This window comes from Micromonospora luteifusca (genome assembly GCF_016907275.1).
GTDB lineage: Bacteria > Actinomycetota > Actinomycetes > Mycobacteriales > Micromonosporaceae > Micromonospora > Micromonospora luteifusca.
On record NZ_JAFBBP010000001.1, the window covers coordinates 901,913 to 928,213 of the forward strand.

Genomic DNA, 26,301 nt, shown 5'->3' on the forward strand with positions numbered 1-26,301 from the left:
GTACGCCCCTCGTGCGGTTCTGGTCAGACCTGGTACGGGGTGGTGGTCTTGGCGTCCTTGAGTACCCGCGCCCACCAGGTGACCTGGTCGAGCAGGGTCTTGGCCGCAGTGGCGGGGCCGTGCGGATCCCTGGGCCGGCCGTCGCCGTCGAACTGCTCCCAGGCGCTGTGGAAGCTGACCGTGTCGCGGGTGGTGACGGCGTGCAGTTCGGCGAAGACGACGCGCAGGTGTTCCACGGCCCGCAGGCCGCCGGAGAGCCCGCCGTAGGACACGAACGCGACCGGCTTGGCGTGGAACTGCACGTTGTGCCAGTCGATGACGCTCTTCAACGCAGCCGGGTAGCTGTGGTTGTACTCCGGGGTGACCACGACGAAGGCGTCGGCGGCGTCCAGCCGTGGCGTCAGGCCGCTGAGCGCCTCCAGCGTGTGCGCTGGCGGCGACATGGTCGGGGCGGCCGAGCCGATCGGCACGTCGGCCAGGTCGACCAGATCGACCCTGACGTCGTCGCGGCCTTCGGCCTCACCAACGAACCAGTTGGCGACGGTCGGGCCGAAGCGTCCGTCGCGGACGCTGCCAATGATGACGGCGAGTTGCAGGCGGTGCTCAGACATGGTGCTCCTCAAGGGTGGGAATGGGCTCGGAACGGGTGGACTGGGGGGTGGTGCCGCCGCGCAGGGCGGTCTCGCGGATGAACCAGGCCAGGACGAAGGCGATGGTGCCGAGGGCCAAGCCGGCGGCGGCCATGCCGTGCACGCCATCGGTGACGCCGGCACGGATCGCGTCCTGCGCCATGTCGGGCAGCCGATGCACGGCATCGACGGTCAGCTCGCCGTCGGCGAGGATCCGGCCGGCCGGCTCGCCGCCGAGGCGGTCCTCGATGGTGGTTGCCAACCGGCTGGTATAGAGGGCACCGAGCATGGCGGCGCCCAACGAGGCACCCATGGTGTGCCAGAGCGTGACCGAGCCGCTGGCCGCGCCCATGTCGCGGGGCGGCGCGCTGTTGATGGTGATGATCGTGGTGCTCTGCATGATGAAACCCACCCCAGCTCCGCCGAGCAGGGTGAGCGCCGAGGCGAGGGCCAGGTTGGTGTCAGGCTCGAGGACGAACAGCGTCAGCATGCCGACGGTCAGCACCGCGCCACCGAGGATCGCCAGGCCGCGGTACCGGCCGGTGCGGGAGATGATCTGTCCGCTGGCGACCGACACCGCCACCATGCCGAGCATCGCGGGTAGGATCAGCAGGCCACTGGCAGTCGGTGAGGCACCCTTCGCCAACTGCATATACAGCGGCAGGAAGGCGGCGAAGACCATCATCGCGGCGCCTGCCGTCAGGCGCAGGATCTGGGCCAGGGTGAAGCTTCGGTCGGCGAACAGCCGTAGCGGCACGATGGGTTCGACGGCCTGCTGCTCCACCCGCACGAAGGTCGCCAGCGCCAGCAGCGCGGTCGCGGCCAGCCCGAGGATCGGTGCCGAGGTCCAGGTGTACCGGGTGCCGACCCAGCTCGCCAGCAGGCTCAGCGCCACGAGGACGACGGTCAGCAGGAGTGCCCCCATGGTGTCGATGCGGGCGCTGATCCGCCGTGCTTCCAGCCGTATCGTTGTCACGATGAGCAGCGCGGCGACGGCGCCAACCGGCAGGTTGATGTAAAAGGCCCACCGCCAGCTCAGCTGCTCGGTAAACACGCCGCCGAGCAGCGGCCCGGCGATGAGGGCAACCGGCATGATCACGCCGAACAGGCCCATCAGCCGGGCACTCTGCCGGGGCGGAACGAGCTCGGCGATGAGCGCCAGGGCACCGACCATGAGGCCGCCGCCGCCCAGGCCCTGGACCACCCGGAAGGCGATGAGCTGCCACATTTCCTGGGACACCCCGGCCAGCGCCGAACCGAGCAGGAACACCGCGATCGCCGATAGGTAGGCCGGCCTACGCCCGAACAGGTCCCCGAGCTTGCCCCAGATCGGCGTCGCCGCGGCCATCGGGACCAGGTAGGCGGTCATCACCCAGGAGAAGTCCTGCGCCCCGCCCAGGTCACCGACGATGACCGGCAGCGCGGGCCCCAGCATCATCCCGTCAAGCGGAGCCATGATCATGCCGAGGATCACCCCGATCACACCCATGTAAAGACGTCGGCTCACGGTCCTCACTCCAATCGCGTACGTCGTACCCAAAATGAAGCTAGCCATTCGAGTACGATGTACGCAAGAGAGGGGGTGTGACGTGTCGAACGCCAGCAGCGTCAGCATCTGGATGCGGCCGGAACAGGTGCAGAGGTCCGGACCCGGCCGGCGCCCCGGCTACAGCCGGGCGCAGATCACCGCGACCGCCATCCGCATCGCCGATGCCGATGGCCTGGACGCCACCACGATGCGCCGCATCGGCCAAGAGCTGGGCACCGGCGCGATGTCGCTGTATCGGTACGTGCCCAAACGCGACGACCTCATCGACCTCATGGTCGACGCCGTCGGCGGCGAGATTGAACTGCCCGACCGGCCCAGCGGCGACTGGCGCATCGACCTGTCCCTGGTGGCACACCAGACCCGCGCCGTCGGGTTGCGCCACCCCTGGCAGGTCACCCTCGCCCGGCGCCCCACCCTCGGCCCCAACTCACTGCGCGTCTACGACTTCGCCCTCAGCGCCCTCGACGGGTTCGGTTTGCACATCGACGCGATGACAACACTGAGCAACATGGTGGGCAACTACGTCAACAATGCCGTCCGCGACGAGATCGGCTGGCTGGAGCACGCGCGGCACACCGGCATGGACCGCGGCCAGTGGATGGCCGAGTACGTCGGACCGTACGTCAGCCAGGTGGTCGCGTCCGGCAAGTACCCAATGTTCACCCGCAACGTCCTTGAGGGCAGGCTGTCGCACCAGCCGCCCGACGAGCGCTTCCAGTACGGACTCGACCACGTCCTCAACGCCATCGCCGCTGTCCTGCCCGACCCACCCACCCGACGGGCACCCGATGCCGGCCGTGCCACCACACCAGATGCGAGCTGACAGCGCCGATCACCGGTCAGCATCGGCGACCCAGAAAGACCTGCTTCAACTCCACATTGCCGCGCTCCACTCGATCGAGCGCCGAGATCCCGCGCAGCTCGTTGTCCTGGACCGGCGATGTCTTTCGGCATCCGCTCATCGACATGTGCGGACGCCGCCCTACCGCCTCCCCGGGGCACCAGCGCTGACGCCTTCGGGCCCACTTGACCTACTCACACTCCCTCACCAGCCACTATTGACAGCGTTCGACGTCCGCTCGGTGCCGCTGAGCACTCCGCGGTGAAACAGGACGCCGCACCGACTCCGTGGTCGCATCGGTCGACCGGGGAGCACGCCCACCGCCGCCGCGCCTTGTCAGCGGCTAGAAGCGTGCACCTGATTGCGGCGGCAACGCTCGCACGATGATCAGCTACGCTGCGACACCGTGGGACATGTCCTCGCCCGGCTGGCCGGCTACGGAATAGCGCTGACACCGCACTGGCCGTACATGTTCGAGCGACACCAGGCTGACTCGGACGCCGTACGGGTCACTCGCTGGACCCCCTCCGGTCCCGCGCAGGTGGTAATCAAGCCCCATCAGCTCACCGACGGTAGAGACGTCGTGGACGTTGCAGCTGGGCCGAGTCGTCCCTGCTGGTTCGTCGAGACGTCTACCTTCCGTCTGCGCTGGCCCACTCAGTTCACCGTCGAGTCAGCGCAGGATCAAAGCGATGGCACACCGTTCTACCTGCACGGACCGGGCGAGGCGATCATCTTCCCTCAAGGCCCGGTAGCGAAGGAACGACTAGTAGATCCGCACGCCCTTGTCGCCGCTGGGCAGAAGGTTCTGGATCAGCACGTGGCCGACGACGGCTCCAGATTGATCGAGTTGGGCTATGAGCACAACGAAGAGCCGTGCTGGCAGGGGCACTGGACGATCCCGTACGACTCGGACCGGGTCTTGGTCCTGACGGCTCAGGCGCTCTTGGCGCACTCGACACAGACCCGCGAAGCTGCGGAGGTTATCGCAGCGTCTTTCGAACGCTGTCAGTAGAGGCCCGCTTTCGGCATGTGCGGACGTCGCCCGCCTGACACCACCGCTGACGCCTTCGGGTCACGCCACACCGCTCGACGGCATCACCGCAGACCAAGGCCATCGTCTCCGTCCGGCGTCGGTGAGCACTTCGGGCGCGGTGACCGCTTCGCCAACCTGCACCCAATCTGCTCCCCCTAAGCCGGGCTCGCACCGGGCCGCCGACCGCCGACCGACCGCGAACTGCCGGCCCAGTGCCTTCTTGCGGCGGATGCGGCCCTGCCATGCTCGATCCCTCGCTCGGCCCGGCGCCTTGATTCCGCGCCTTAGCGTGGCGGGATGGCAGCACCCCGCATGGCACCGCCGTCGGAGATAAGCGGCCAACTGACGTTCCTTCTCGCGGTGGCGGCGGGAGTGGCCATCGGCAACCTTTACTGGGCGCAGCCGCTGCTCAGCTTCATCGCGGGTGATCTAGGGGCTGCGACCACGACGGCCGGATGGCTCGTCACCGCGACGCAGGTCGGCTACGCCGTCGGCGTGCTGCTGCTCGTGCCGCTCGGCGATGTCCTCGACCGCAGCCGGTTCGTGCCGGTGATGCTGCTGGCCTCGGCCGCTGCGTTGCTGTTGTGCGCGCTGGCTCCGACGATCGGCGTACTCCTGCTCGCACTCGGCGTGCTCGGCGTTACGACGATTTCCGGGCAGGTCCTCACGCCGCTCGCCGGGGACCTGGCCGGCGACACCCACCGCGGTCGGGTCGTCGGCGTTGTCGGGTCCGGGACCCTCACCGGTATCCTGGCTTCCCGCACGATCAGCGGGTTCGTGGCCAGCGCCGCCGGTTGGCGCACGGTCTTCGTCTTCGCCTCGGTCGTCGCCATCCTGCTCGCGGCCCTGCTCTACCGAGCGATTCCGCCGCTGCCACCGCGAACGCGCATGTCATACCCGCAGCTCATCGCCTCGGTCGGCGCTGTGGTCCTGCGCGAGCGGGCAGCCCGATGGACGCTGGTCCTCGCCGCCATCGGGTTCGCCACGTTCTCGCTGTTCTGGACGGCGCTGACGTTCCTACTCAGCGGCCCCCCGTTCCGGTACCCGGTAGCGGTGATTGGGTTGTTCGGGTTGGCCGGCCTCGCTGGTGTCCTTTCCGGCCTGCACGGCGGTCGTCTGCACGACCGTGGTTGGTCGCTTCCGGCCACCGGCGTGGCATGGGTACTGGCCCTCGGCGCCTTCGTCGTGGCGGCATTCGCCGGCCGGTCCGTCGCACTGATCATCATCGCGATCATCCTGGTCGATGTCGCCCTCCAGACGCAGGCCCTCCTCAACCGGGCGCGGCTGTTCGCCCTCTCCCACGAAGCCCGCAGCCGACTCAACACGGCGCTAGCCACCAGCAACTTCATCGGCGGCGCGTTCGGCTCCGCCGCCGCGACCACGCTCTGGTCCGCCGGCGGTTGGGCAGCGGTCACGATCACGGGAGCGGCACTTTGCTTTTTCGCGCTCACCGTATGGGCGCTGGGACGTCGTGGTCCACTCGTGATCCCGCTTCGGTAGGACGGACGGCGCTGTGACGGACCGCCGTGGAACCTCCCTCAACCGCGCAACATGTGCCCGTAGTGCCCGTAGTGCCCCGGACTCCGACCCACCATGACGCCCTCGTGCGCAGTCCACGCGTCCGCTTCTCGGCTACCTATAACCAGGCCCACGGGCGGACGAGTCGCCAAAGGCGCCCACGCCAGCGCGCACGGCGCGGGTGCAAGAACTCCTCGATGTCCTCCAGCGCGTTAGTCGCGGTGCCCCTGATGTGAGGCCTCAGACGCGCCTTGCGCAATGCGACGACGACACGACCTTCGTCGAGTCGACCGTAAACCCTTGCAAGATGCCCAAGGCAGGTAGCGGACAGCGCTTGAACCTGGCGGTCATCATGGTCGAGCAGAGCCAGGTAAAGCTCCTGCGACTCCCTCCAGTCGCCGTCGCCGTACAACGCGCACCCCACCATGGCATCCAAAGCACCCGTGATGTCTTCGCGATCGAGAGCCGCCCGCACATCGACCGGCCGGGCCGGCGGCGGATTGTGAAACGTTCGGTGCTCGTGGGTCACGCCCTGCATCCTCTGTCATCGCCGCCGTAGGCCGGCATCCGATCCTCGACATGGTCGGATGCGCTCCCAACGATCGGCCGCCACACCCGATCAGCGGCAGAGGCCGCACGTTAGAGCAGACGCCAGGTTCGTGGATCATCTGGATTCGTTCGACATGCAGATCTGGCTGATCGAAGCGTGGACGGGGCCCTCCCTGGTTCCTCAGACGACGCTACAGCGCTGTCGATGTTCACCGTCGGATCGTACTGATCAAGGCCCTCAACCTCACTCGCTTGCCGCCGGTTGGTGGCGATCCAGGGCGCGAAGAACGTGGTGCAGGCCGTGGAGGCCCCGCATCGACACCGAGTGCCCACCGCCGGCGTCATCTACCGCGACCCGGACACCGTCCACATGCTCAGCAATGTGGGCGGCACCAGCTACATCCGCGCCTGGTCGAACTGAAGTAACCGCTGGCATGGCGGTCCGACGGAAAAAACCGGCATTCCGGAAAAACCACCGCAGTAGGTGCGTAACGTGCCGGACATGGTCTCTCGTACATGGCGTAACCTGTTGCTCACAGCGCTCGGGATGGGCGTGCTCGCTGGTGCCGGTCAACTCGGCATCGCGTTCAGCTTCGGCATCGTCCAGCTCACCGGCGCCTCCACCGGCGCCGCCGTCAACCAGTGGCCTGCCCAGCTCGTCTGGGTGGGCTGGTTCGCGGCACACGCCGCCGTAGCCGGCACCGTCGTCGCCGCACGCCTGGCTCGCCGGTTCGGGGTGCTGGAGAGCACGGGCAGGTTGGTGGCCGTCGCCGCCGCCGCCGCGCTGGGCGCCACCGTCGTGGCGCCTCTCTGCGTCCGGCCGGCCCAGGCCGCCGAGCGCTTCGCTGTGGACCCGATCTTGGCCGTCGGCATCTGCGCGACCCTCGGCGCGCTGGTTGGCGCGGGTGCCGCGATCGCCGTACTGGTGAAGCCGCCGCTGGGTTGGAACATGGCGGCAGTGGGCGGCGTGGTTTGGCTGCTGGCGCTCGTCTCGGTCGTCCCGTCGCTCGCAACCGCCGGGCCGTTGCCCGCCGTACGGCTCGGTGTGCTGGAGCCGGCCGGGCTCGACGCCGACACGGCACACCGGCTGGCGATCCTGATTCTGCCGGCGGCGGCCCTGCTCATCGGAGCGGCGACCGGCGCGCTGGCCCGCTGGCGCGGGCATTCGCCGCTGGTCAACGGCGTGACCGGCACGGCCGGCACGGTGCTGGTCGCGTTCACCTATCTGACCGCCGGTCCCGGCGACGCCGTCGACCGGTACCAGATGACGCCGTACTACGGGGCGCTGCTCGCCGTCGCCGCCGGTGTGCTCGGTTCGGCCGCCGCCGCGTTGTTCCGCTGGCCGCTCCTGCCGCGCACCGCCGAAGCGCAGGTCGCCGAGCCAACCGACATCCTCCATCCGCTGTCCGCCGGCCCCGCCGTACGGCAGGCCATGAGGCCGACCGTTGGTGGTACGACCGACGAGCCGGAGCCCGTCGACCTGGCCGGCACGGGGCCGGTCGTCCGCGCGACCGCAGCGAAGCTCCCGACCGCAGCCGAACCGCTGGGCTTCGGTGCACCGGCTGGGGACCGGGACGCCAGCGCCGCGCTGGCTGTTAGCGCCGCATCGGCCGACCTCGCCACACCGGCCGACCTCGACGACACCCCGGAGACATCGGAACCGGCCCCCGCGGCGGCGGCCCACCTTCCCGCGGGACCCGGCGGGGACGGCTCCGGGACGGCGGAAGCCGACAACACCGAACCCGAAGGGATGTCGCCCGACGGGGCCCTCGTCGCCCCAGGGACCCTCCGGATGTACCAGCCGCCGAAGACCGACCGGACGCGGGTTCAGGCGACCTGGCCGGTCGTTCCGGCGCGGCGGGTGCCGCCCTCGGCCGAGCCTGCTCCGGGCGCCGAGGCGACCCAGTCAGCCGACACGCAAGAGAGGCCCGAACCGGTGCTCCCACCTCGGCACCGGCCGCCCCTGCCCAACCTGAACCAGGCCGCGAACTGGGACGCCCTCGCGACCGCCCGGCGCGCCGGGCCCCCGCCCACGACCGATGCCGCGCCAGCCCGCCCCGCCGGGACCGACCCGGCCCCCGCGCCGGCCGACCCGGCACCCGTCGTCGAGGCGGGACGGGCCAGCGGGCGGCTGGGCCTGTTCCGGCGCAACAAGTCCCGGGCCGACGGGGACCGCGCGGGCACCCCGGCGGACGGCGAGCCGCTGCCGACGCAGGACGCGGAGTTCGTCGACTGGGTGACCCGGCTGGGCAATCCGGTGGCGGACAACGAGCCGGATCAGGAGATGCGGGGCAGGGCCAGGACGTAACCGATGCGCTGCTGCTGCAGCCACGGGGCAGATACAACTCCTGGTCGATCAGCGTGCGCCCGTGCGAGCCGGCGTAGGCCAGGAACACCCCGAGCTGGCAGTTCTCCGTCCGTCCGGCCGTGCCTGGGTACTGGCGCTGCACCCCGGCCGACTGCCGGTGAAGGCCCCGGGCAGGTGCAGGTGCTCGCCCGGTCCGGTGTCGACGGTCTGATCGACCCCGTCGGCGGCAACTCCCTGCGTTCGGTCGCCCCGCTGGTGACCGAACGCAGGGCAGATGCTGCCAGCGGCCGACGCCACCGTTTACGAACTGGGCAGCCTCCGAGCCAACCCGGGGCTCCAGGTCAGCAGCCCAGCCGCTTACTCGAAAGGGCGATGTCGTCGATCCAGAGGTCAAACTCGCCCGGCGTCGTGCCGCCCTGGTAGAGCTGCCAGCCGATCTTCACCGTGTCGACCGTCGGCAGGACGAAGGGAACATCGTTGCCACCGTGGTCACTCGTGGAGGCGGTCAGCTCCGGGTTCGCCACGCCGTCGATCCACACGGCGACGCGGTTGTCCGCCGCGTCGATTTTCCACTCGAAGCACTGCCAGGTGTCCTCAGCGACCGGGGCGGACTCCCGCCAGTTGGTCCAGTCGCCGGTCGGACCGCCGTCGGCGCCGACCCCCCAGAAGGTTCCGGGGACCGTGGGCGCGTACTGACCACCGACCGGACGGACGACCTCCGCGCTGCCGGTGCCGGTCGCTTCCACCAGCGTGAAGTGCGCCCAGTCCGGGGCCGTGGGGAAGGCATCGACACGCAGACGCATCCGGCCGTAGAAGCGGTTGCCCGGCGCGGCGAAGTCGTCGACGCGCAGGAAGGCGCGTCCGTTGTCAACCGTGCGGATGTGCAGCACCTGGTTGCCACGACGGGCACGTTCGACGGTGAGCGTGCCGTGGCGGGTGTCGACGCCCCAGTTCAACGTGCTGGGCCCTCCGGGAGGCAGTCGCTCGAAGTCCTCACAGAAGAGCAGGCCACGGGGGCACGAGGACGGGGAGGCCCCCGATGCGCCGGCCGGGTTACTGCCGACTGCGGTGCCGAGGATCAGGGCGGCGCTGAACACCGCGAGAAATTTGCGCATGGTCATCCTCCATCACGGCTGGTCACCACCACAGGGTCGGGCCAGCAGGAACTCTCCGGTCATCCGACGCTGCGCTGCTCCCGCTCGCATCGTTGCGATGCGGTTGCTCGCGCTGCGGCGATCCGAGCCATTCCGGCACGACCGCATCAGCTCCGTTTACATTGATCGGCATGAGTATATGTGAAGAGGTTGCCTTCGGTCGGCCGGCACCGGATCCCGCGTCCCGCGTCCCGCGCGCGCTGAGTAAGGGCGGCAGCATCTGCCCGCGGACGGTGACAGCAGCAGCCGCGTAAAAGGGGCGTACCGTCGGAATATCCTCCGGCCTGGACAAACACGGTCGAGATGGTAGACAGAACGGCGGCGCGAAGGGGTCACCTGATGGCCAGTGGAGACAAGTCGTCGGACCCGCGTCGAGACAGCGGTGGGTTCCTGCGCTGCGTGGAACTGACCAACGACGACGCGGACCGCTCCGCCTATCCGTTCACGCTGCCCATCGTCGCCGGCCTACGGGCGGCCGGCCGATTGGAGCTGGATCCGGCGGTGACGTTCCTGGCCGGAGACAACGGCACCGGCAAGTCAACTCTGATCGAGGCGATCGCGGTAGCGGCTGGGTTCAACCCCGAGGGCGGATCCACCAACTTCCGGTTCAGCACGCGGGCCACCGAGTCGTCTCTTGGTGAACACCTACGACTGGTACGCGGCACCAGGAAGCCGCGCACCGGGTTCTTCCTGCGGGCCGAGTCGTTCTACAACGTGGCCACCGAGATCGACCGCCTTGGTGTCGTCGACGGCTACGGTGGCACCAGCCTGCACGAACGATCCCACGGCGAGTCGTTCCTCGATCTGGCCACCCACCGGTTCAAGCCCCAAGGCCTGTACCTGCTCGACGAACCGGAAGCCGCCCTGTCCGTGCATGGCTGCCTGGCGCTGCTCACCCGCATCCACGACCTCACTCAGGCCGGCGCACAGTTCGTCATCGCCACCCACTCCCCCATCCTGCTGGCCGTCCCACACGCCAGGATCCTGCAGATCGAACCCGACGGCGTCATCAACCCCGTCGACTACGACGACGCTCAGCCGGTAGTACTGACCCGCTCGTTTCTGGCCAACCCGCAGCGCTACCTGCACCACCTGTTCCGCGACGGCAACTGAACCCGGGCGAGACAGAGAGCTGGGTGGGTTGGTCGGCCTCCGGTCGCGAGCTCGCCGAAGTCGCTGTCACGCCGCCTGCCCGGTCGAGTAAGCCGAGCAACGCAGTGTCAGCTGGAATCAGGGCCGAGACTGCGCATCAGCACCGCGTACCCGCGCCCCGAACCGACGAAGCCGAGCTTGCGGTAGAGCGCGAGAGCCGCCGGATTGGTGTCACTCACCCGGAGGCGAACCTGCTGAAAGCCTGCGGACCAAGCCCTGCGGAGGGCGTGTGTGATCATGGCGGTGGCGAGGCCACGGCGGCGCCAGGAAGCTCGTGTGCCCAGACAGTGCAGCACCGCGGTGGGTTTCTCCGTGTCGTCGTCGGCGAGCGCAAACAGGAAGCCGGCCACCGGGTTCTCGGCCCCACCCGCCTCCACGAGCACCAGGCAGGACAGGTCGGGCAGGAATCGGGGGTGCGCGATGGCGTGCGCTGGCCAGGTGCGCTGGTCTGGTCGGATCGCGGACGGGCTGTCGGCGTAGGCCTCGTTGTGGGCCAGCCGCGCCAGCTCCTCGTAGCGCTCGTCGACGGGGCTGAGCACCAGGCCAGGCGGCAGCACTTCGGTGGGCAGCGACTCCGACAGCGCCAGGACCAGGTCCCGCTCGTGCCGGACCAGCTCGAAGCCGTGCCGGGCCAACAGCTCGTGTCCGACGCGGTCGTTCTCGGCGCACCGGGTGCCGAGGACGGCTGCCAGCGCGGATCCGCGGGCCTGCCGCACCTGCTCGGCCTGTCCGAGGATCCAGTGGTACAACTCCGCACGGACGTCGCTCGCGGTGTCGGGACGGACCACGTTGGCCAGCCGGATCCGGAGGACATGATCGACCTCGCCCATCTCGGCGACCTCCCCGTACGCGGCGACGTCCCCGTCGTCATCGCGGCCGACCCGGGTGCCCGACCCGAGTTCCGGCCCGAGAGCCGCCAGCCGGGTCGTGACGTCGTCGGCGTGCTGCTCCAGGCCGACGGGCGCAACCGCCTCGACTCGCCGGAACAGGGCTGCCAGCGACACCGCATCGGCCCGCGTGGCGGGTTTCCAAGGCGCGATCTTCATCGACGGTCATCCTATTGGGCCGACGCCCAGCGTGGGGGGCCGGTCGCCCAGCATCGGGTTGGCAGGGTGGCGGCTGGACACAGAACAGGCATGTCCACAGTCAAGAGAAGAGCGGTTACGGCTCGTATGACTTCCGGGTCGGCAGCCGCTCACCGGACTGCTCCGACAAACGGCCGGCCAGTCGGGAAGACACCGATCCTGGCTGCCTCACGGCGCCGTTGGACGTGCAGCCTCACCAATAGCCGAGTAGCTGCGCCCACTCCTCGTTCAGTACCACCTGAACGCACTCCAGCACTGACTTTCCCCTGGCATACGGCGGCCAACCCCGGCCGGCCGGCACTGGTGCGGGCGCCGAGAGTTGATCGGCCGTCACCGTCGACGGCAAACGCTCTAGTTCAGCGCCTTGCACGTCTCGCGCAGCCAGCACCTCGTCGAGACTGGGGGCCGCCGCTCGGTCCAGGCCCTGCTCCTCCTGGTCAGGGACGAACTCGCAGCCGCCCGTTCACCTTCGTCGCCGGTATCGGGCTGGCCCTGATCTTCGTTCGCGCCCGGTCATGAGCGACCGCGCGCGGACCGCCGCATGATGCAGTCCGGGGCAAGGCCACCTTGCCTTTCGCCCCAGCTCAGGCCCAGGGCGGGAGGAGTTGCCGGAGTAGCGCTCTAGAAGGATCGGACCTAGGTACCGGACCGGGACGCGATCGCGAACCGTGATCTTGCTGGTGCGGTCGCAGGAAACGCAGGTGACCAGGAGTTGGATGTCGAGGAGTTCGCCGTTGGCATTGACGCGGAACTTGCCGTCGCCGGTGCTGGCGAGGCCGGAATGGCAGTGGACGCAGCGGAACCCGAGCACGGGAAGGGGCGTGCGCCGAAGGGTCCAGGACGGAACGATATGAGGACGCGTAGACATGATCCCTCTGAAGACCTGACGGAAGGCATGGGAAAAGAGCCGACGGCGACGTCGGCGACCGATGCACGGCAAGGTGTCAGGTCTAAAGAGCAGGCGGCGTCACGCGGGGTGAAGTCCTCTCGTGAGTGGGTCGGAGAAGAAAGACCCAATTGCAAGGTAGGGCGGGACGGGCTGGCCAGGCCACCCATTTTTGTCATGGTTCCGAGCACTGAGGATCGGGGTCTGCGAACCGGACGTCGACCACGCGTCGTTCGCCCTCACTGCGCCTGTCTGCCGTATTCCGGCCGCCCCCGTGGGACTTGTTCCTCCAGCTGGCCTTCGCCCTGTTCTTCGGCAGCCTCGCGGGGACGACCGCCGCCTACCTGCCGTCGTCGTCACGACGGCGCTCGCATCGAGGCAAGAGCGGACAGCAGGCCAGGACGCGTCTAAAGCGGATCCAGAAGCAGCCCGCCATCCGGCGAGTAGAAGTACTCGCGCACATGCCGAGCCCAGTCTTCGATCTTCGGGTCTTCCCGGGGAACGACCACAGACTCCAGCGTGACCAGCTCGCATCCCCACGCCGGCTCTTCGGAGAAGTCACTTCCCGGACCCGCCAAGACCCAGCTTTGAACTCCGCTCCCGGCGTTGTCTTGACACAGAGGGGAGCCATGTGCGGACGTCCGTGGCAGCTGGCCGGAGGGAGCCTCGAGGACGTCAGGGTTCGCGGATGCCCCGTCAGTTTTCAGACTGTCGCGGCCACGTCCAAGCGGGAACCTCACGGATCGGATGCAGCTGGTCATCGCTCTCGGCATGCGAGTTCTGCTGGGCCACGCGGGCGCCGAACTCGAGATGTTCGCGCACGGCCGCGCGGAATGCGTCATCGTCCGGTAGGCCGGCTTCATCGATCGCTTCGAGGTAAAGGGCGACAAACCGCTCCCGCTGCTCGTCGGTGATCTTCAGATGTCGGTGGACGTCAATGATGTACTGAAATCCCAGTCCAGTGGTGAACCTGTCGGGGCCGCCGAAGGACTCGGCGGTGAACCACGTGAGGTGTTCGACATGGCTCGGCTGGCGAGCGGGGAACACGCTGCGCAGCACCGGGTCGTCCAGCACCTTGGTATAGAACAGTTCCTCCAGACGATGCAGCGACACGCCGCCGCCAGCGAATTCGTACAGAGTGGACATCAACTCGTCCTTCGTTGCCTGGACTGAGCGACTGGGTGCGCTCTCTGAAATCCGATCGCTGCGACCGTACCTCTTTGTGACAAGCATGGTGGCCTACACAAAGCCGCAACGTCCGGTCATCGACATGCCCGGACCTCCGTCAGGCCCACTCCTAATGACCGGCGCAGCGTGTGCATCGGGCCAGATGTGCGTACCTGTGATCGTGGCAGGTGTAGGTGTGGTCACGCCTGGCCTTCAGCTCCACCGGTAGCGAGTTTGGGACGACTCGTTGCCGGTGGCGAAGGCGAACCCCTTGTCCGGCTGGACTCGGTAGAGGTGGACATTGCCGGTCCGAACGGCGTCGCCCAGTTGATACCAGGTTCCGTCCTCGCGGGTGAGCTGCCAACCGTAGGCCTGTTCGAACGCGGTCGCCACGGTTTCCCTGGTTGCCTGGTCGGTGATCAGGCTCGCAGTGCCTTCAATGATGTAGTCGACGCCGGTCAGGGTATCGGTTCCGGTGGTCAGCGCGCAGTGCTGGTTGGCGGCGAGGTTCTTGGCTTTCTGCTCGTTGTCACCGGTGGTGAACCACATCGCGTCGAGCGCCCAGATAGCCAGCAACGGTGTCACGTGGGGGCGTCCGTCCCGGCGCACCGTGCACAGCTGGAATTTCTGGATCCGACGTAGTGCCCATTCCGTTGCCTCCCACGGCGTCGGGCTGGCACCTGGTGAGGAGAACGGACCGAGACTGGCGTGCGGCAGGTTCGAGTCGCCGGCCGTATGAGTGGACATCGTGTCCTCCTTGTGTCGTCGTGGACTCCGCCCCTGGCTCGCCGGCTGGGGGCTTATCGTGTCCCGGAGAGATAGTCGGCCAGGAGCGTAGTGACCGACAGCGCGGTGTCGAAGGTGGGAACGAGCCGGGTTTTCGTCAACGCGAAAGCGACCCCTCGCTCGGGGTCCGCGTAGGCGTAACTTCCGCCCCCGCCCGGCCATCCGAACGCCGCCGAGTTTTCCTCGGCTCGGGTGCCGATCCTGCCGAGCGGGAAGCCCAGCGCCATCCGTACCGGACTACCGAAAATCTGATCTACACCTTCGAACGCGAGCGCGGACAGTTCTGCCAATCGCGCGGAGTTCACGAGTTTGCCCTGCAGCACGCCGTTGTACATTGCGGCGAGGCCGTGCGCAGTGGCGATACCGACCGACGGTATGTCGGCGCGCAGGATCTGGCTGTTGTTGCCGAAGTCAGCACTCGGCCGGCGTTCCCACGGCGCGAGGATCGCCTCAGCGTCGTCCGAGTCGGGTGGCCATTGCTGCGCCTTCTGCTCCAGGCGCGCGAACCCTGGCAGCGCCTCCGTGGGAGCGGCGAAGTAGAGCTGCCCCTCGATACCGAGCGGCACAGTGATCCAGTCACGCAGCAGCTCGCGCATGGGCCGCCCGGTCGCGCGGCGGGCCAACTCGCCGACGAGGTAGCCGAAGGTGTAGGAGTGGTAGCCCGTGGCAGCGCCCGGCCGCCAGCGCGGTTCGGCGGCCGCCAGCGACTCACATACTCGATACCAGTCGGGAAGCTGGTCCGGAGTGATCTCGCGCGGCATGGCCGGAAGCCCGACGGTGTGGGTCAGCACGTGCCGCAGTGTCGCCGTGGCCTTGCCGTGCAGACCGAACTCGGGCCAGAGGTCCGTGATCAGGCTGTCGTAATCGAGGAAACCACGCGCGACGAGCACATGCGCGAGCGTGGCCGTCACGTTCTTGGCCGTGGAGAAACCGAAGATCGGCGTGCCGGAGGTGACTGGTCGCCCGGTAGCCGAGTCGGCCGTGCCGGCGACCGCGTCGACGATCAGCGCTCCATCCTGATAGACAGCGACCTGGACACCGCTCTCCGCGCCGGTATCGACGAGCGTATCGATGCGATGCTGGATCTGCTCCTGTATGTCACTCACGGCTACCTCGTCACCTCCCGAAAATGTGGAGGGCCCTCCCCTCCGGCGAAGGGCGGTGCGCCGACCGCCCGCCCAGCAAGCCAAACCGGCCGCCGCAATGTCTCGGGATGGCCTCCGCTAGTGGTTGCGGTTCGCAACTGGCACCGATGCTATTTTGTGTGGTGGTAGATTGCAACCACTAGCCGGGAGGTTCCAGATGCGGAGCGAGCCGCGTTCGGGATGCCCGATCAACGCCGCCGTCGAGGTGCTCGGCGATTCGTGGGCGATGCTGGTGCTGCGCGACATCATGTTCGGCAATCGGCGGTACTTCCGGGAGTTGCTCATGGGCTCCGAGGAGGGGATCGCGAGCAACATCCTGAGCAGCCGGCTCAAACAGCTCACCGCCGCGGGTCTCTTGACCCGCGATGACGCCCAGCGAGGGCAGCGGGCGATGTACTCCCTGACCGAGGCGGGGATTCAGACACTGCCCATCATGGTCGTTTTAGGCAACTGGGGCCTCGCGTACCGGGTCGGGTCCCAGCGGCTGCGCGTCCGCGCAGAACTGCTGCGCGACGGCGGTCCCGATCTCGTGGCCGGGATGATGGACGAGCTGCGCGAGCTCCACGTAGGCATTCCGCGGCCAGACCCAACCGCACCGCGCCCGAGCGAACGGCTTCAAGCCGCCTACGACAACGCCATGCGCGTCGACGTTGCTCCATAGTCGCCGGCACCGCTCGAACGGCGACCATGAGCGACTGGCATTCCGCCCATCCGCGGCCAGCTGATGCCAAGCGGCCCAACGAGAGACCGACGGCGAGCCACCAACATCAGGTGCACGGTATTCGACATGAGCGGACGCGGCCCTACCGTCTCCCCGGGGCGCCAGCGCTGACGCCTTCAATTCATGCTACGGGCGGTCCAGCGGCGTCCGCCGGTCACCGCAAATCCTGAGCGGAGACGACGGCCTGGTGTGACGGACCAGATCGCGAGCCAGGAGGTCACACGTCGGCTTCGAGAGCGAAGGTGTTGCCGTCCGGGTCCTGGAACCACGCGATACGTCCACCTCCGGCCCGCGCGGTGATCCCCTTGGCGTCGTGCTCGAGCTGCTCGTAGCGAACGAACTCGACGCCGGACGAGGAGAGCTCCTCGACAATCTCGTCGATGTCGTCGACGTACCATGTCGCCAGCGTCGCCGGGGTCTTCCCGGCAGTGACCGACTGGTACACGTTCAACGCCGGCCCGCCACCGGAGCCATAGACGCGGCTGCCATCGGCGATGGTGGCGCTGGGGCCGGACAGCGACGCCCGCAGGCCCAGTGCGCCTTCGTAAAAGGCCACGGCCTTCTGAATGTCGGACACGGCGATCGAGGTTCTGAGGTGGTACGCGCTCAAGGGCATGAACCACTCTGGCAGGTAGCCCACGAATCGTGGCGCCGAACCGACGACCTGTTCCGGTGCCCTTCGATCCGGAAAGTGACCGTGACGACAGGCCCGACCCTGCCCAGCAGATCACGGCTGTCTGTATCACCGAGCCGGCGGCATCACCGATGCGTGTCGCGGGAGAGGTCGAGCAAGCCTGGCTACGTGACCTGCGGTACCGCCACTGGGAAGCCCACCGGTTACGCACCACGGCGACGACCGTCGAACTCGACGTTGCCACCCGCGCCGATGAAGACGGTTACTACATCACCGGGCTGATCGTCGTGCGGTGGCCGCCCGCTCGAGGCGGAGACCGTTCGTGACAGCGGGCTCGCGTCGTGTTTCGTCCGCTCGCGAAATTGGTTGAGACGCGTGGGCGTCCGCTCTCCCACATGTGCGGACGCCGCCCTACCGCTTCCGCGGGGGCGCCAAGGCTGACGCCTTCGGGTCCACCGAAAAGGTCACCAACACGCAGGGCCTGGCCAGGGCATTGCCCGTGGGATCGACGTCAGATGGCCTAACCCAAAGAAGGCCGGGTGAGCTGAGCTCTCCGCTACGGCGACCACTTCGGAGGCCTGCACCCACCTGGCTCGCGATGAAAGGGGTAGACCGTTGTCCTCCACGGAGCTCCCGGACGCTCACGCCTCGGCGGTTTGATGGTTGAACGCTCCGCCCGGCGAACCTCGCTGTCGGTGAGAAGTTCCAGTTCCACCAGCCGGCCAGATCGTCAGGAGCAGGTCGACGAAGATCTACTCGACCGGCGTCGACGGGTGTAGGCAGCCAGGAATGCGCGCCAGCATGGTTGCCTGCCGCCACGCCAGCCTCGTCTCCGCCGCACGACGGCTCACCCAGCCCCTGTCGTCGGTGGTCACGGGTAGCGCCGGCTGGAAGACGCCGTATTCGACGCGTTGCTGGTAAGTGCGCGGTGAACAAAAGTCACGGTGCCCCAGGCGCAACCGCCACAGAAACCGGTTACAGTGCTCGGACCGAACCACATGACACACCCCTGGAGGTGCCCCGGTGACGAGCACCAGCGACCACCAGCCGGCAGACGCCCGATCCGACTGGGAGGCCCGCATCGCACTGCGAAGCGATGAGGAGGGCCCAACGAGCGGGATCCCGCTGCTCGTTGGGCCCGCTGACCTGGCGGCCGACGCCGGGGTCGGCCACGTCCGACTGTCCTGGTCGCCGGTCTCCGGCGCCGTCGGCTACCTGGTGCACCGCACACCGCTGCGTGACGGCGTACCCATCGGTGAACTCACCCCGATCGACCACCTCGGCGGCGACGTCCTCTCGGTGCCCGACACCTGGTACGTCGACACCGCCGGTGAGCCCGGCAAGCCGTACGCCTACGCGGTGGCCGCCGTCCCCGAGGTCACCGTGACGGGTCCGCTCAGCGCCCCGATCCACGCCGCCGCACTGCCGGCCGACGGCAACGCTCCGACCGTCACGCTGCGGGTCGATGCCGCCGACGAGGGCGTGCCACTGCCCCGGCCGTGGCAACCGATGATCGGCAGCGAGCGGCTGTCTCAGCTGCTCTGCACGGACACCTCCGGCGGCCGGGAGATCGGCCGTGAGCTGCTCGCCGCGCTGCGCCGCATCCGAGAGGAGGTCGGCGTGGAGACGGTCCGCGCGCACTCGATCCTCCATGACGACCTGGCCGTCTACCGCGAGGTGGACGGGGTGCCGGTGATCGACTTCACCGGCGTCGACCGGGTCTACGACCTGGTTCTCTCTATCGGCCTGCGGCCGGTCGTCGAGATCGGCTTCATGCCCCGCGACCTGGCCAGCGACCCCGATCGGACGGTCTTCGAGTACCGCGGCGTCATCTCCCCACCGAAGGACTGGGACCGCTGGGCCGAGCTGGTCCGGGCCCTCGTCGCGCACCTGCTCGAGCGGTACGGCGAGACGGTGCTGAGCTGGGACTTCGAGGTGTGGAACGAGGCCAACCTGGAGGTGTTCTGGTCCGGCACCCGAGACGAGTGGATGCGGCTGTACGACGTCACCGCCAAGGCGGTCAAGGACGTCGACCCGCGGATCCCCGTCGGCGGGCCGTCGTCGGCCGCCGCCGGATGGGTGGACGCGTTGCTGGAGCACGCCAACCGCTCGGGCGCGCCGGTCGACTTCGTCTCCACCCATACCTACGGCAGCCCGCCGCTGGACCTGCGCCCGACCCTGCACCGGCTGGGCTTTCCGGACGCGCGGATCCTGTGGACCGAGTGGGGCGTGACGCCCACCCACTTCCACCCGGTCAACGACGGCACCTCGGCGGCGACCTTCCTGCTCAGCGGGATGCGCTCGGCCGCCGGTCGGGTCGAGGCGCTCTCCTACTGGGTGGCCAGCGACCACTTCGAGGAGTTGGGCCGCCCGCCCCGGCTGCTGCACGGCGGCTTCGGTCTCATCACCGTCGGCGGCATCGCCAAGCCCCGCTACCACGCCCTGCGGATGCTCGCCCAATTGGGCGAGACCGAGCTGAGCGTCCAGGCTTCCGGAGACGGCGCCAACGGGCTGGTGCAGAGCTGGGCCAGCCGGCGCGCCGACGGCAGCCTCGCCATCCTGGTCTGGGGCTCCACCCTCGACCAGTCCAAGCGCGACGGCGACCCGGCGCTGGCCCGTCAGATCCGGCTGGCTGTCGAAGGTGCCGCCGGCCGCACCGTGACGGTGACCCGCCTCGACCGCGAGCACGGCGACGTCACCACACTGGCCGAGCAGCTCGGCGTGGCCGACTGGCCCACCGGGGAACAGTGGGACGCGTTGCGCGTTGCCGACTCGTTGCCGGTCGAGAAGGTCGAAACACGCGCTCGGGTCGGGGCTGCGGTGGTGGAGCTGCACCTGCCCCAGCCGGGGGCGGTGCTGATCGAGGTCGCCGGGAGCTGAGCGTGACCTCCCCCTCCGAGGCGTCCGCAGGCGACGTGTCGCACCGACCGCGGGCGTGGGCCGGGCGCGGTCAGGTGAGCGTCGACTGGGACCGGGTGCCCGGCGCCGCCGGCTACCTGGTGCACCGATCCGAAGGCGACGGCCCGTACCAGGTGGTCGATCATCGCGGCGGTGACCTGTTGGCGGTGCCCGGCCCGCCGTACGCGGACACCACCGTCGAGCCCGGGCGGACCGTGCGGTACGCGGTCCGCCCGGTGTTCGACGCGGACCGGCCCGGCGAGGCCCCCCTCGGGCCGCCGTCCGAGCCGGTCGCCGCCCTGGCCGACGGCGACGGCCTGGTAGAGGTGACCGTCGACGCCGGTTGCCCGCTCGGGCCGGTGCACCGCCCGTGGCGAGACATGATCGGTTCCGAACATTTGAGTCTGCTGCTCAGCGCCGACCGGGTCGGTGGCGAGGAGATGGGCGCGGGGCTCGCCACCGCGCTCGGGCGAGTGCACCGCGAGCTGGGGGTCGAGCGGGTCCGGGCGCACGGCATCCTCGGCGACGACCTCGGCGTCTACCGCGAGGTCGACGGCCGCCCGGTGCACGACTTCACCGGCATCGACGCGGTGCTGGACGCGCTGGCACCGACCGGGCTGCGGCCGGTGCTGGAGCTGTCGTTCACGCCCCGGGCGCTGGCCCGTGACGCGTCACGGGTGGTCACCGCCGCGGGCGTCTCCAGCCCACCGCGAAACTGGGACCGATGGGCAGCGCTGGTCGGTGACCTGGTCCGGCACCTGCGCGCCCGCGTCGGCGACGGCGAGCTGCGCCGCTGGGCGGTCGAGGTGTGGAACGAACCCGACCTGGAGTGCTTCTGGACCGGCAGCCGGGAGGACTACCTGCGGATGTACGACGTCACCGCCCGCGCCGTGCGGGAAGCCTGTCCCGGCCTGCCGATCGGCGGGCCAGCGACCGCCGCCACGAAGTGGGTCGAGCCGTTCCTCGATCACATCGACGCCTCCGGCGCCCCGCTGGACTTCCTCTCCACCCACGTCTACGGCAGCCCGCCGCTGGACCTGCGCCCGGCGCTGGCCCGGCACGGCCGGGCCGGCACGCCACTGCGCTGGACCGAGTGGGGCCCCTCCCCCACCCACTTCGCACCGGTCAACGATTCGGTCCTCTCGGCGGCCTTCGTGGCAACCGGGATGCAGGAGGCGGCCGGCCGGTTGGCGTCGCTCGCCTGCTGGGTGGCCAGCGACCACTTCGAGGAGTTGGGCCGACCGCCCCGGCTGTTGCACGGCGGGTTCGGGCTGCTCTCGGTGGGTGGCCTGGCCAAGCCTAGGTTCTGGGCACTGTGGATGCTGGAGCGCCTCGCTCCGGTGCAGCTCGCCGCCCAGCTCACCGGTGACGGCGCGGGCGCGCTGGTACGGGCTTGGCCGTCGCTCGACCCGGAGACCGGCCGGATCGCCGTCGTGCTCTGGAACGGCACGCTCGACCAGGGCGTGCTCGACCGGCCCGACCAGCGCGACCGGCTGGAGCGGTCGGTGCGGCTGCGCATCGACGGGCTGCCGCACGGCGCGTACGAGGTGCGGCACCGGCGGCTCGACGAGCGGACGTCCAACCTGTCCGCCACGGCACGGCGGATCGACATCGACGAGTGGCCGACCGACGAGCAGTGGGCCGGGCTGCGGATCGCCGATCGTCTCGCCGACGCGACTCCACCGGTGATCCGCACGCCGGATCGCGGCACTCTCGGGCTGCCGGTGACCCTGCCCATGCCGTCGATGTCCCTGCTGGAGCTGACCCCGCGATGACCGCGACCGGGCCGTGGTGGCGCGAGGCCATCACCTACGAGGTCTACCTGCGCTCCTTCGCCGACGCCGACGGCGACGGCCTCGGCGACCTGACCGGCGCGCGGTCCCGGCTGCCCTACCTGGCCGGCCTCGGCGTCGACGCGGTCTGGCTGACCCCGTTCTATCCGAGCCCGGACCATGACGGCGGCTACGACGTGTCCGACCACCGAGCGGTCGACCCCCGCATGGGTACGCTCGCCGAGCTGGACGGGCTGATCGCCGACGCCCACCGGCTCGGCCTGCGGGTGGTGGTCGACCTGGTCCTCAACCACGTCTCCAGCGCCCATCCGTGGTTCATCGCGGCCCGCGCGGCCGGCCCCGGCTCACCGAAGCGGGACCGGTTCCACGTCCGGCCCGGCCGGGGCGTCGCCGGGGAGCTGCCGCCGAACGGCTGGCGGTCCATCTTCGGTGGGTCGGCGTGGGCGCCGTTCGGCGACGGCGAGTGGTACCTGCACCTGTTCGACATCGAGCAGCCCGACCTGCGTCACGAGCATCCCGAGGTGGCCGCGGACGCGGCGGCGACGCTGCGGTTCTGGCTGGAGCGCGGCGTCGACGGGGTGCGCTTCGACGCCGCAGGCTCGCTGGTCAAGGACCCGGCCTATCCGGAGCTGCCCCCCGGCTGGCGGGCCGGTGACCCGTCGCCGTACAGCGATCGCGACGAGGTGCACGAAATCTACCGCCGATGGGCGCGACAGCTCGCCGCTTATCCGGGTGACCGGCTCGGCGTGGCCGAGACCTGGGGCGGGCCGGAGGTGATCGGGCCGTACCTGCGCCCGGACGAGTTGGGCCAGGCCTTCGCGATGGACCCGCTCTACTGGCCGCTGCGGCCGGAGCCCTGGCGGGCGGGGGTGGACGCGCTGCTCGCGGCCACCACCCGGCACGGCCGGCTGCCGGCCTGGGTGCACGGCAGTCACGACGTGAGCCGGGCGGCGCAGCGGTGGGGCCGCGACGGCGCCCGGGCCATGCTGCTGGTGATGCTCGCGCTGCCCGGCGCCGTGTACCTCTACGCCGGCGACGAGCTTGGCCTGCCCGAGGTGGCGCTGGCCGACGACGAGATCCGCGATCCGGTGTTCCGCCGCTCCGGCGGCGAGGAGCGGGGCCGCGACGGCGCGCGGGTGCCGCTGCCGTGGACCGACGGGCCCGCGCCGTACGGCTTCGGGCCGGTCGGGTCGACGCCGTGGCTGCCGCAGCCGGCCGGCTGGGGTGGCTTCTCGGTGGCTCGGCAGGCCGACGATCCCACGTCGGCGCTGGCGCTGACCCGGGCGGCGCTGCGGCTGCGCGAGCGGTGCTGGCGGGGCCGGCCGGCGGAGGTAGCGTGGCTGGACGCGCCGCCGGGCTGTCTCGCGTTCCGTCGCGGCGCCGACGGCCCCACCTGCCTGGTCAACCTCGGTAACGCGGCGATCGACCGGCGACCGCCCGGGTCGGTGCTGCTCGCCAGCGCACCGGTGGGCGGCCCGGGGCTGCCCGCCAGGTCGGCCGCCTGGCTGGCTTGACCTCTCGCGCAGAAGCGCTCGACGTGCGGACCGGGATGCGGCCGGAGCCGCCTCGCCTCAGCCGGACGTCGGGTCCGCCGCACCGGTGGCGGCAGACCCGACGGCGCCTCGTCCTGGGCGTCGCTACGAGCCGGCGACCTTGGCTGCGAAGGGGTTGGGGATCGAGTCGAGCAGCAGCTGGGTGTAGTCGTCCCGGGCCGCTCCGATCACCTCCCGGGTCGGGCCACGCTCCACCAGCACGCCCTGGTTGAGCACCAGCACCTCGTCGGCGAGGAGCCGGGCGCTGAGCAGATCGTGGGTGATGTAGAGCATCGCGAGCCGCCGGTTGCGGACCAGCTCGCCGAGCAGCTCCAGGATCTCAGCGCGGATCGAGACGTCCAGCATCGAGATCGGCTCGTCGGCGATCAGCACCCGCGGGTCGGGGGCGAGAGCGCGGGCGGTCACCACCCGCTGGCGCTGCCCGCCGGAGAGCTGGTGCGGCAGCTTGTCCAGGAACTGTCCGGCCGGGGAGAGTCCAACGCTCTCCAGCAGTTGCGCCGCGCGTTCCCGGATCGCGGGGCCGCGCAGGCCGGCGAAGTTGACCAGCGGGCGGGACAGGGCGTACGCCACAGTCCGGGTCGGGTTCAACGCGCTGAACGGGTCCTGGAAGACCATCTGCACGTGCCGGCGGTAGTCGGCCAGCCCCCGTCCGCGCAGCCGGTCCACCCGGACCTCCGCGCCGCGGACCCCGCTGAAGCGCACCTCGCCGGCGCTCGGACGTTCGACGCCGGTGATCAGGCGGGCGATCGTGGACTTGCCGCTGCCGCTCTGCCCGACCAGGGCGGTGACCCGGCCGGGGTGCAGGGTGAGCGACACGTCGCGAACGGCCTCGACGGTGCTGGTGCGCAGCCCGCGCCGGATGGCGTAGCGCTTGGTGACCCGGTCGACGGACAGGACGGCCTCGGCCGCCGCGTCGGCGGTTTCGGTCGGGTCCGTCAGGGCGCCGGTGGCCGGGAAGTGGCTGCCGATCGTGGCGGCGGCGTCCGCCGCGCCGAGCTGCACCACCGGCAGCCGGTTCTCCTGGGCCACCAGACAGCGGACCAGCCCGCCGTGGTCGGGCAGCAAATCGGGATGGACCTGGCGGCAGGGGTCCTCGGCGTGCGGGCAGCGGGGAGTGAACAGGCAGCCGACCTGCGGCCGGGACAGGTCTGGTGGCCGGCCCGGGATGTAGGTGACCTGCACGTCGGGCAGGCGCGGGTCGGCGTACGAGCCGAGCAGGCCCCGGGTGTACGGATGCCGCGGTTCGCGCAGCATGCCGGCCGCCTGGCGGTTCTCGACGATCTCGCCGCCGTACATCACCATCACCCGGTCCGCCATCTCCAGCACCGTGCCGAGGTCGTGGCTGATGAAGAGCACTGCGAAGCCCAACTCGCGGCGCAGTTGGGCCAACCGGGTGAGGATGCTGCGCTGCACGACCACGTCGAGCCCGGTGGTCGGCTCGTCGAGCAGCACCAGCTTGGGGCGCAGGGCGAGCGCCAGGGCCAGCGCCACTCGCTGCTTCATGCCGCCGGAAAGTTCGTGCGGATACGCCTTGAGCACCCGGGAATCCAGCGAGACCAGGTCGAGCAGCTCGGTGGCCCGCGCGGTGACGTCACCGGGAATCTTGTGCGCGGCGAAGGTGTCGGCGAACTGCGCCTGCACCCGGATCACCGGGTTGAGCGAGTTCATGCTGCTCTGGAAGACCGTCGACAGCTTGGTCCAGCGCAGCCCGCGCAACTGGTCCTCGGTGGCGGTGGTCAGGTCGACGCCGTCGAAGGTGACCCGGCCGCCGCTGATTCGGGCCGGTGGGGAGAGCAGCCGCAGGACGGCGTTGCCCAGCGTCGACTTGCCGCAGCCGGACTCCCCCAGCAACCCGACGAACTCGCCCTCGTCGATGGCGAAGGAGACGTCGTGCACGGCGCGGTTGGCCGGCTGGTCGCGCGGGGTGTAGGTGACGGAGAGGTTTTGCACCTCGAGCAGGGCCATGTCAATCCTCCCGGAGGTGCGGGTTGCTCAGCGCGTCGATGCCGAAGTTGATCAGGGTGAACGAGGTGATCAGCAGCGACAGCGCCAGGCCGGGGGCGATCAGCCAGGCCCACTGGCCGGTGAGTAGGGCGCCGCCGAGGCTGGCCTGGTTGAGCATGGTGCCCCAGCTGACCGTCTGCGGGTCGCCGAGCCCCAGGAAGGCCAGGCCCGCCTCGCCGCCGATCGCGCCGAGCGCCGCGCCCATGAAGCCGACCACGATCAGCGAGGTCATGTTGGGCACGATTTCGCGGGCGATGATGCGGGCGGTGCCGTCGCCAGCGAACCGGGCCGCGGTGATGTAGTCGCGGGTGCGCAGGGTGATGATCTGCGAGCGCTTGATCCGGGCGCCGTACGCCCAGCCGGTCACGCTGATCACGAAGATGATCAGCCACAGACCACGGACCGGCGCGTACGCGGCCAGCGTCACCATCAGCGGCAGCGCCGGCACCACCAGGCCGAGGTTGATCAGGAAGGAGAGCACCTCGTCGACCCAGCCCTGCAGGTAGCCGGCGGTCAGCCCGATGACCAGCGCGATCAGGGTGGAGAGCAGCCCGGCGGCGAGTCCGACGATCAGTGAGGTGCGGGCGCCGACGACGAGTTGGGAGAAGACGTCCTCGCCCTGGGCCGTGGTGCCGAGCCAGTGACCGCCGGTCGGGCCGAGCGACGTGGGGAAGTCGTCGTCGCGCGGGCCGTACGGCGCGATCAGCGGGGCGAAGAGCGCGACCAGGATGAACGCGCCGAGCAGCAGCAGGCCGATGCGGCACTTGCGGTTGCGCCACAGGATGAGCAGCCAGCCGGGCAGTCGGCTGCGCCGGGCTAGCTCGGTGGCGGTGGTCTGGAGGCCCTCGGTGTCCGTGCCCGGGGCCGGTACGGCGGGAGCGGGTGTGCTCATG

Annotated in this window: 22 protein-coding genes and 2 pseudogenes; 11 read left to right on the forward strand and 13 right to left on the reverse strand. The window is 69.8% G+C overall.

All coding sequences use genetic code 11. The features are described 5' to 3' along the window. Positions 1–23 precede the first annotated feature (23 nt). Positions 24–611 carry an NADPH-dependent FMN reductase gene (locus JOD64_RS03700; RefSeq protein WP_204940915.1) on the reverse strand — a complete coding sequence of 196 codons (588 nt, stop codon included), beginning with the start codon at positions 609–611 and terminating at the stop codon, positions 24–26. Further along, positions 604–2,136, reverse strand: a complete 1,533-nt coding sequence (locus JOD64_RS03705; RefSeq protein WP_204940916.1) for an MDR family MFS transporter — start codon at positions 2,134–2,136, stop codon at positions 604–606. Before JOD64_RS03705 ends, JOD64_RS03700 begins: the two co-directional genes overlap by 8 nt. 82 nt (positions 2,137–2,218) lie before the next feature. Here JOD64_RS03705 and JOD64_RS03710 point away from each other — a divergent pair, with 82 nt between their 5' ends. The 3 genes from JOD64_RS03710 (at position 2,219) to JOD64_RS03720 (ending at position 5,555) form a co-directional block, all read left to right on the forward strand. Further along, on the forward strand, positions 2,219–3,001 hold the full coding sequence (locus JOD64_RS03710; protein ID WP_204940917.1) for a TetR/AcrR family transcriptional regulator: 783 nt from the start codon (positions 2,219–2,221) through the stop codon (positions 2,999–3,001). A gap of 424 nt (positions 3,002–3,425) precedes the next feature. Further along, positions 3,426–4,034 (forward strand): hypothetical protein, encoded by a 609-nt coding sequence (locus JOD64_RS03715; RefSeq protein WP_204940918.1) that lies wholly within the window; start codon positions 3,426–3,428, stop codon positions 4,032–4,034. 318 nt (positions 4,035–4,352) lie between these two features. After that, positions 4,353–5,555 (forward strand): MFS transporter, encoded by a 1,203-nt coding sequence (locus JOD64_RS03720; protein ID WP_239559386.1) that lies wholly within the window; start codon positions 4,353–4,355, stop codon positions 5,553–5,555. 136 nt (positions 5,556–5,691) lie between these two features. Here JOD64_RS03720 and JOD64_RS03725 read toward each other — a convergent pair whose 3' ends face one another. Further along, positions 5,692–6,102, reverse strand: a complete 411-nt coding sequence (locus JOD64_RS03725; RefSeq protein ID WP_204940919.1) for a hypothetical protein — start codon at positions 6,100–6,102, stop codon at positions 5,692–5,694. A gap of 282 nt (positions 6,103–6,384) precedes the next feature. Here JOD64_RS03725 and JOD64_RS03730 point away from each other — a divergent pair. Further along, positions 6,385–6,548 (forward strand): annotated as a pseudogene (locus JOD64_RS03730) (cupin); the annotation flags it as partial. Positions 6,549–6,624: 76 nt separating this feature from the next. Next, complete coding sequence (locus tag JOD64_RS33895; protein ID WP_204940921.1) at positions 6,625–8,430, forward strand: hypothetical protein; 1,806 nt, start codon at positions 6,625–6,627, stop codon at positions 8,428–8,430. Here the strand turns inward: JOD64_RS33895 and JOD64_RS33900 are convergent. Next, positions 8,387–8,584: pseudogene (locus tag JOD64_RS33900) on the reverse strand (transposase); the annotation flags it as partial. The gene JOD64_RS33895 and the pseudogene JOD64_RS33900 sit on opposite strands and share 44 nt — an antisense overlap. 187 nt (positions 8,585–8,771) lie before the next feature. Beyond that, positions 8,772–9,545: a hypothetical protein gene (locus tag JOD64_RS03745; protein ID WP_204940922.1), complete on the reverse strand. Its 774-nt coding sequence runs from the start codon at positions 9,543–9,545 to the stop codon at positions 8,772–8,774. Between the two features lie 378 nt (positions 9,546–9,923). On the opposite strand from JOD64_RS03745, the gene JOD64_RS03750 reads away from it, so the two are divergent. Continuing rightward, entirely contained in the window at positions 9,924–10,697 is a 774-nt protein-coding gene (locus JOD64_RS03750; RefSeq protein WP_204940923.1) for an AAA family ATPase, read from the forward strand. Positions 10,698–10,804: 107 nt separating this feature from the next. On the opposite strand, the gene JOD64_RS03755 is transcribed toward JOD64_RS03750, so the two are convergent. From JOD64_RS03755 to JOD64_RS03775, 5 genes are all read right to left on the reverse strand, one after another. Next, positions 10,805–11,782, reverse strand: a complete 978-nt coding sequence (locus tag JOD64_RS03755; RefSeq protein WP_204940924.1) for a GNAT family N-acetyltransferase — start codon at positions 11,780–11,782, stop codon at positions 10,805–10,807. 502 nt (positions 11,783–12,284) lie between these two features. Continuing rightward, positions 12,285–12,689: a DUF1062 domain-containing protein gene (locus JOD64_RS03760; RefSeq protein ID WP_204940925.1), complete on the reverse strand. Its 405-nt coding sequence runs from the start codon at positions 12,687–12,689 to the stop codon at positions 12,285–12,287. Positions 12,690–13,403: 714 nt separating this feature from the next. Continuing rightward, positions 13,404–13,853, reverse strand: a complete 450-nt coding sequence (locus JOD64_RS03765) for a group II truncated hemoglobin (protein WP_204940926.1) — start codon at positions 13,851–13,853, stop codon at positions 13,404–13,406. Between the two features lie 234 nt (positions 13,854–14,087). Further along, entirely contained in the window at positions 14,088–14,621 is a 534-nt protein-coding gene (locus JOD64_RS03770; protein WP_204940927.1) for a pyridoxamine 5'-phosphate oxidase family protein, read from the reverse strand. Between the two features lie 53 nt (positions 14,622–14,674). After that, positions 14,675–15,766: a serine hydrolase domain-containing protein gene (locus JOD64_RS03775; protein ID WP_204940928.1), complete on the reverse strand. Its 1,092-nt coding sequence runs from the start codon at positions 15,764–15,766 to the stop codon at positions 14,675–14,677. A gap of 196 nt (positions 15,767–15,962) precedes the next feature. Here JOD64_RS03775 and JOD64_RS03780 point away from each other — a divergent pair, with 196 nt between their 5' ends. After that, entirely contained in the window at positions 15,963–16,466 is a 504-nt protein-coding gene (locus JOD64_RS03780) for a winged helix-turn-helix transcriptional regulator (protein ID WP_204940929.1), read from the forward strand. A gap of 277 nt (positions 16,467–16,743) precedes the next feature. Here the strand turns inward: JOD64_RS03780 and JOD64_RS03785 are convergent, their stop codons facing one another. Further along, positions 16,744–17,142: a VOC family protein gene (locus JOD64_RS03785; RefSeq protein ID WP_204940930.1), complete on the reverse strand. Its 399-nt coding sequence runs from the start codon at positions 17,140–17,142 to the stop codon at positions 16,744–16,746. A 29-nt stretch (positions 17,143–17,171) separates the two neighbouring features. Between JOD64_RS03785 and JOD64_RS03790 the strand changes: the two genes are divergently transcribed. The 4 genes from JOD64_RS03790 (at position 17,172) to JOD64_RS03805 (ending at position 23,365) form a co-directional block, all read left to right on the forward strand. After that, positions 17,172–17,486 carry a hypothetical protein gene (locus JOD64_RS03790; protein ID WP_204940931.1) on the forward strand — a complete coding sequence of 105 codons (315 nt, stop codon included), beginning with the start codon at positions 17,172–17,174 and terminating at the stop codon, positions 17,484–17,486. A gap of 697 nt (positions 17,487–18,183) precedes the next feature. Continuing rightward, on the forward strand, positions 18,184–20,040 hold the full coding sequence (locus JOD64_RS03795; RefSeq protein WP_204940932.1) for a GH39 family glycosyl hydrolase: 1,857 nt from the start codon (positions 18,184–18,186) through the stop codon (positions 20,038–20,040). Between the two features lie 2 nt (positions 20,041–20,042). After that, positions 20,043–21,833, forward strand: coding sequence for a GH39 family glycosyl hydrolase (locus JOD64_RS03800; protein ID WP_204940933.1), 1,791 nt, complete (start codon positions 20,043–20,045; stop codon positions 21,831–21,833). After that, on the forward strand, positions 21,830–23,365 hold the full coding sequence (locus JOD64_RS03805; RefSeq protein WP_204940934.1) for an alpha-amylase family glycosyl hydrolase: 1,536 nt from the start codon (positions 21,830–21,832) through the stop codon (positions 23,363–23,365). Before JOD64_RS03800 ends, JOD64_RS03805 begins: the two co-directional genes overlap by 4 nt. Before the next feature lie 123 nt (positions 23,366–23,488). Here JOD64_RS03805 and JOD64_RS03810 read toward each other — a convergent pair whose 3' ends face one another. Then, a complete protein-coding gene (locus JOD64_RS03810) occupies positions 23,489–25,369 on the reverse strand; it encodes an ABC transporter ATP-binding protein (RefSeq protein ID WP_204940935.1) in 1,881 nt (626 codons plus the stop codon). Position 25,370: 1 nt separating this feature from the next. Continuing rightward, on the reverse strand, positions 25,371–26,300 hold the full coding sequence (locus tag JOD64_RS03815; RefSeq protein ID WP_204940936.1) for an ABC transporter permease: 930 nt from the start codon (positions 26,298–26,300) through the stop codon (positions 25,371–25,373). Position 26,301: the final 1 nt, after the last annotated feature.

What these genes read in the sequence shown, in the direction of transcription:
- JOD64_RS33895 (WP_204940921.1), top strand. Translation starts at nt 6,625, where the DNA reads ATGGTCTCTCGTACATGGCGTAACCTGTTGCTCACAGCGCTCGGGATG.
- JOD64_RS03765 (WP_204940926.1), bottom strand. Translation starts at nt 13,853, where the DNA reads ATGTCCACTCTGTACGAATTCGCTGGCGGCGGCGTGTCGCTGCATCGT.
- JOD64_RS03815 (WP_204940936.1), bottom strand. Translation starts at nt 26,300, where the DNA reads ATGAGCACACCCGCTCCCGCCGTACCGGCCCCGGGCACGGACACCGAG.
- JOD64_RS03700 (WP_204940915.1), bottom strand. Translation starts at nt 611, where the DNA reads ATGTCTGAGCACCGCCTGCAACTCGCCGTCATCATTGGCAGCGTCCGC.
- JOD64_RS03745 (WP_204940922.1), bottom strand. Translation starts at nt 9,545, where the DNA reads ATGCGCAAATTTCTCGCGGTGTTCAGCGCCGCCCTGATCCTCGGCACC.
- JOD64_RS03805 (WP_204940934.1), top strand. Translation starts at nt 21,830, where the DNA reads ATGACCGCGACCGGGCCGTGGTGGCGCGAGGCCATCACCTACGAGGTC.
- JOD64_RS03750 (WP_204940923.1), top strand. Translation starts at nt 9,924, where the DNA reads ATGGCCAGTGGAGACAAGTCGTCGGACCCGCGTCGAGACAGCGGTGGG.
- JOD64_RS03760 (WP_204940925.1), bottom strand. Translation starts at nt 12,689, where the DNA reads ATGTCTACGCGTCCTCATATCGTTCCGTCCTGGACCCTTCGGCGCACG.
- JOD64_RS03810 (WP_204940935.1), bottom strand. Translation starts at nt 25,369, where the DNA reads ATGGCCCTGCTCGAGGTGCAAAACCTCTCCGTCACCTACACCCCGCGC.
- JOD64_RS03720 (WP_239559386.1), top strand. Translation starts at nt 4,353, where the DNA reads ATGGCAGCACCCCGCATGGCACCGCCGTCGGAGATAAGCGGCCAACTG.
- JOD64_RS03780 (WP_204940929.1), top strand. Translation starts at nt 15,963, where the DNA reads ATGCGGAGCGAGCCGCGTTCGGGATGCCCGATCAACGCCGCCGTCGAG.
- JOD64_RS03755 (WP_204940924.1), bottom strand. Translation starts at nt 11,782, where the DNA reads ATGAAGATCGCGCCTTGGAAACCCGCCACGCGGGCCGATGCGGTGTCG.
- JOD64_RS03770 (WP_204940927.1), bottom strand. Translation starts at nt 14,621, where the DNA reads ATGTCCACTCATACGGCCGGCGACTCGAACCTGCCGCACGCCAGTCTC.
- JOD64_RS03785 (WP_204940930.1), bottom strand. Translation starts at nt 17,142, where the DNA reads ATGCCCTTGAGCGCGTACCACCTCAGAACCTCGATCGCCGTGTCCGAC.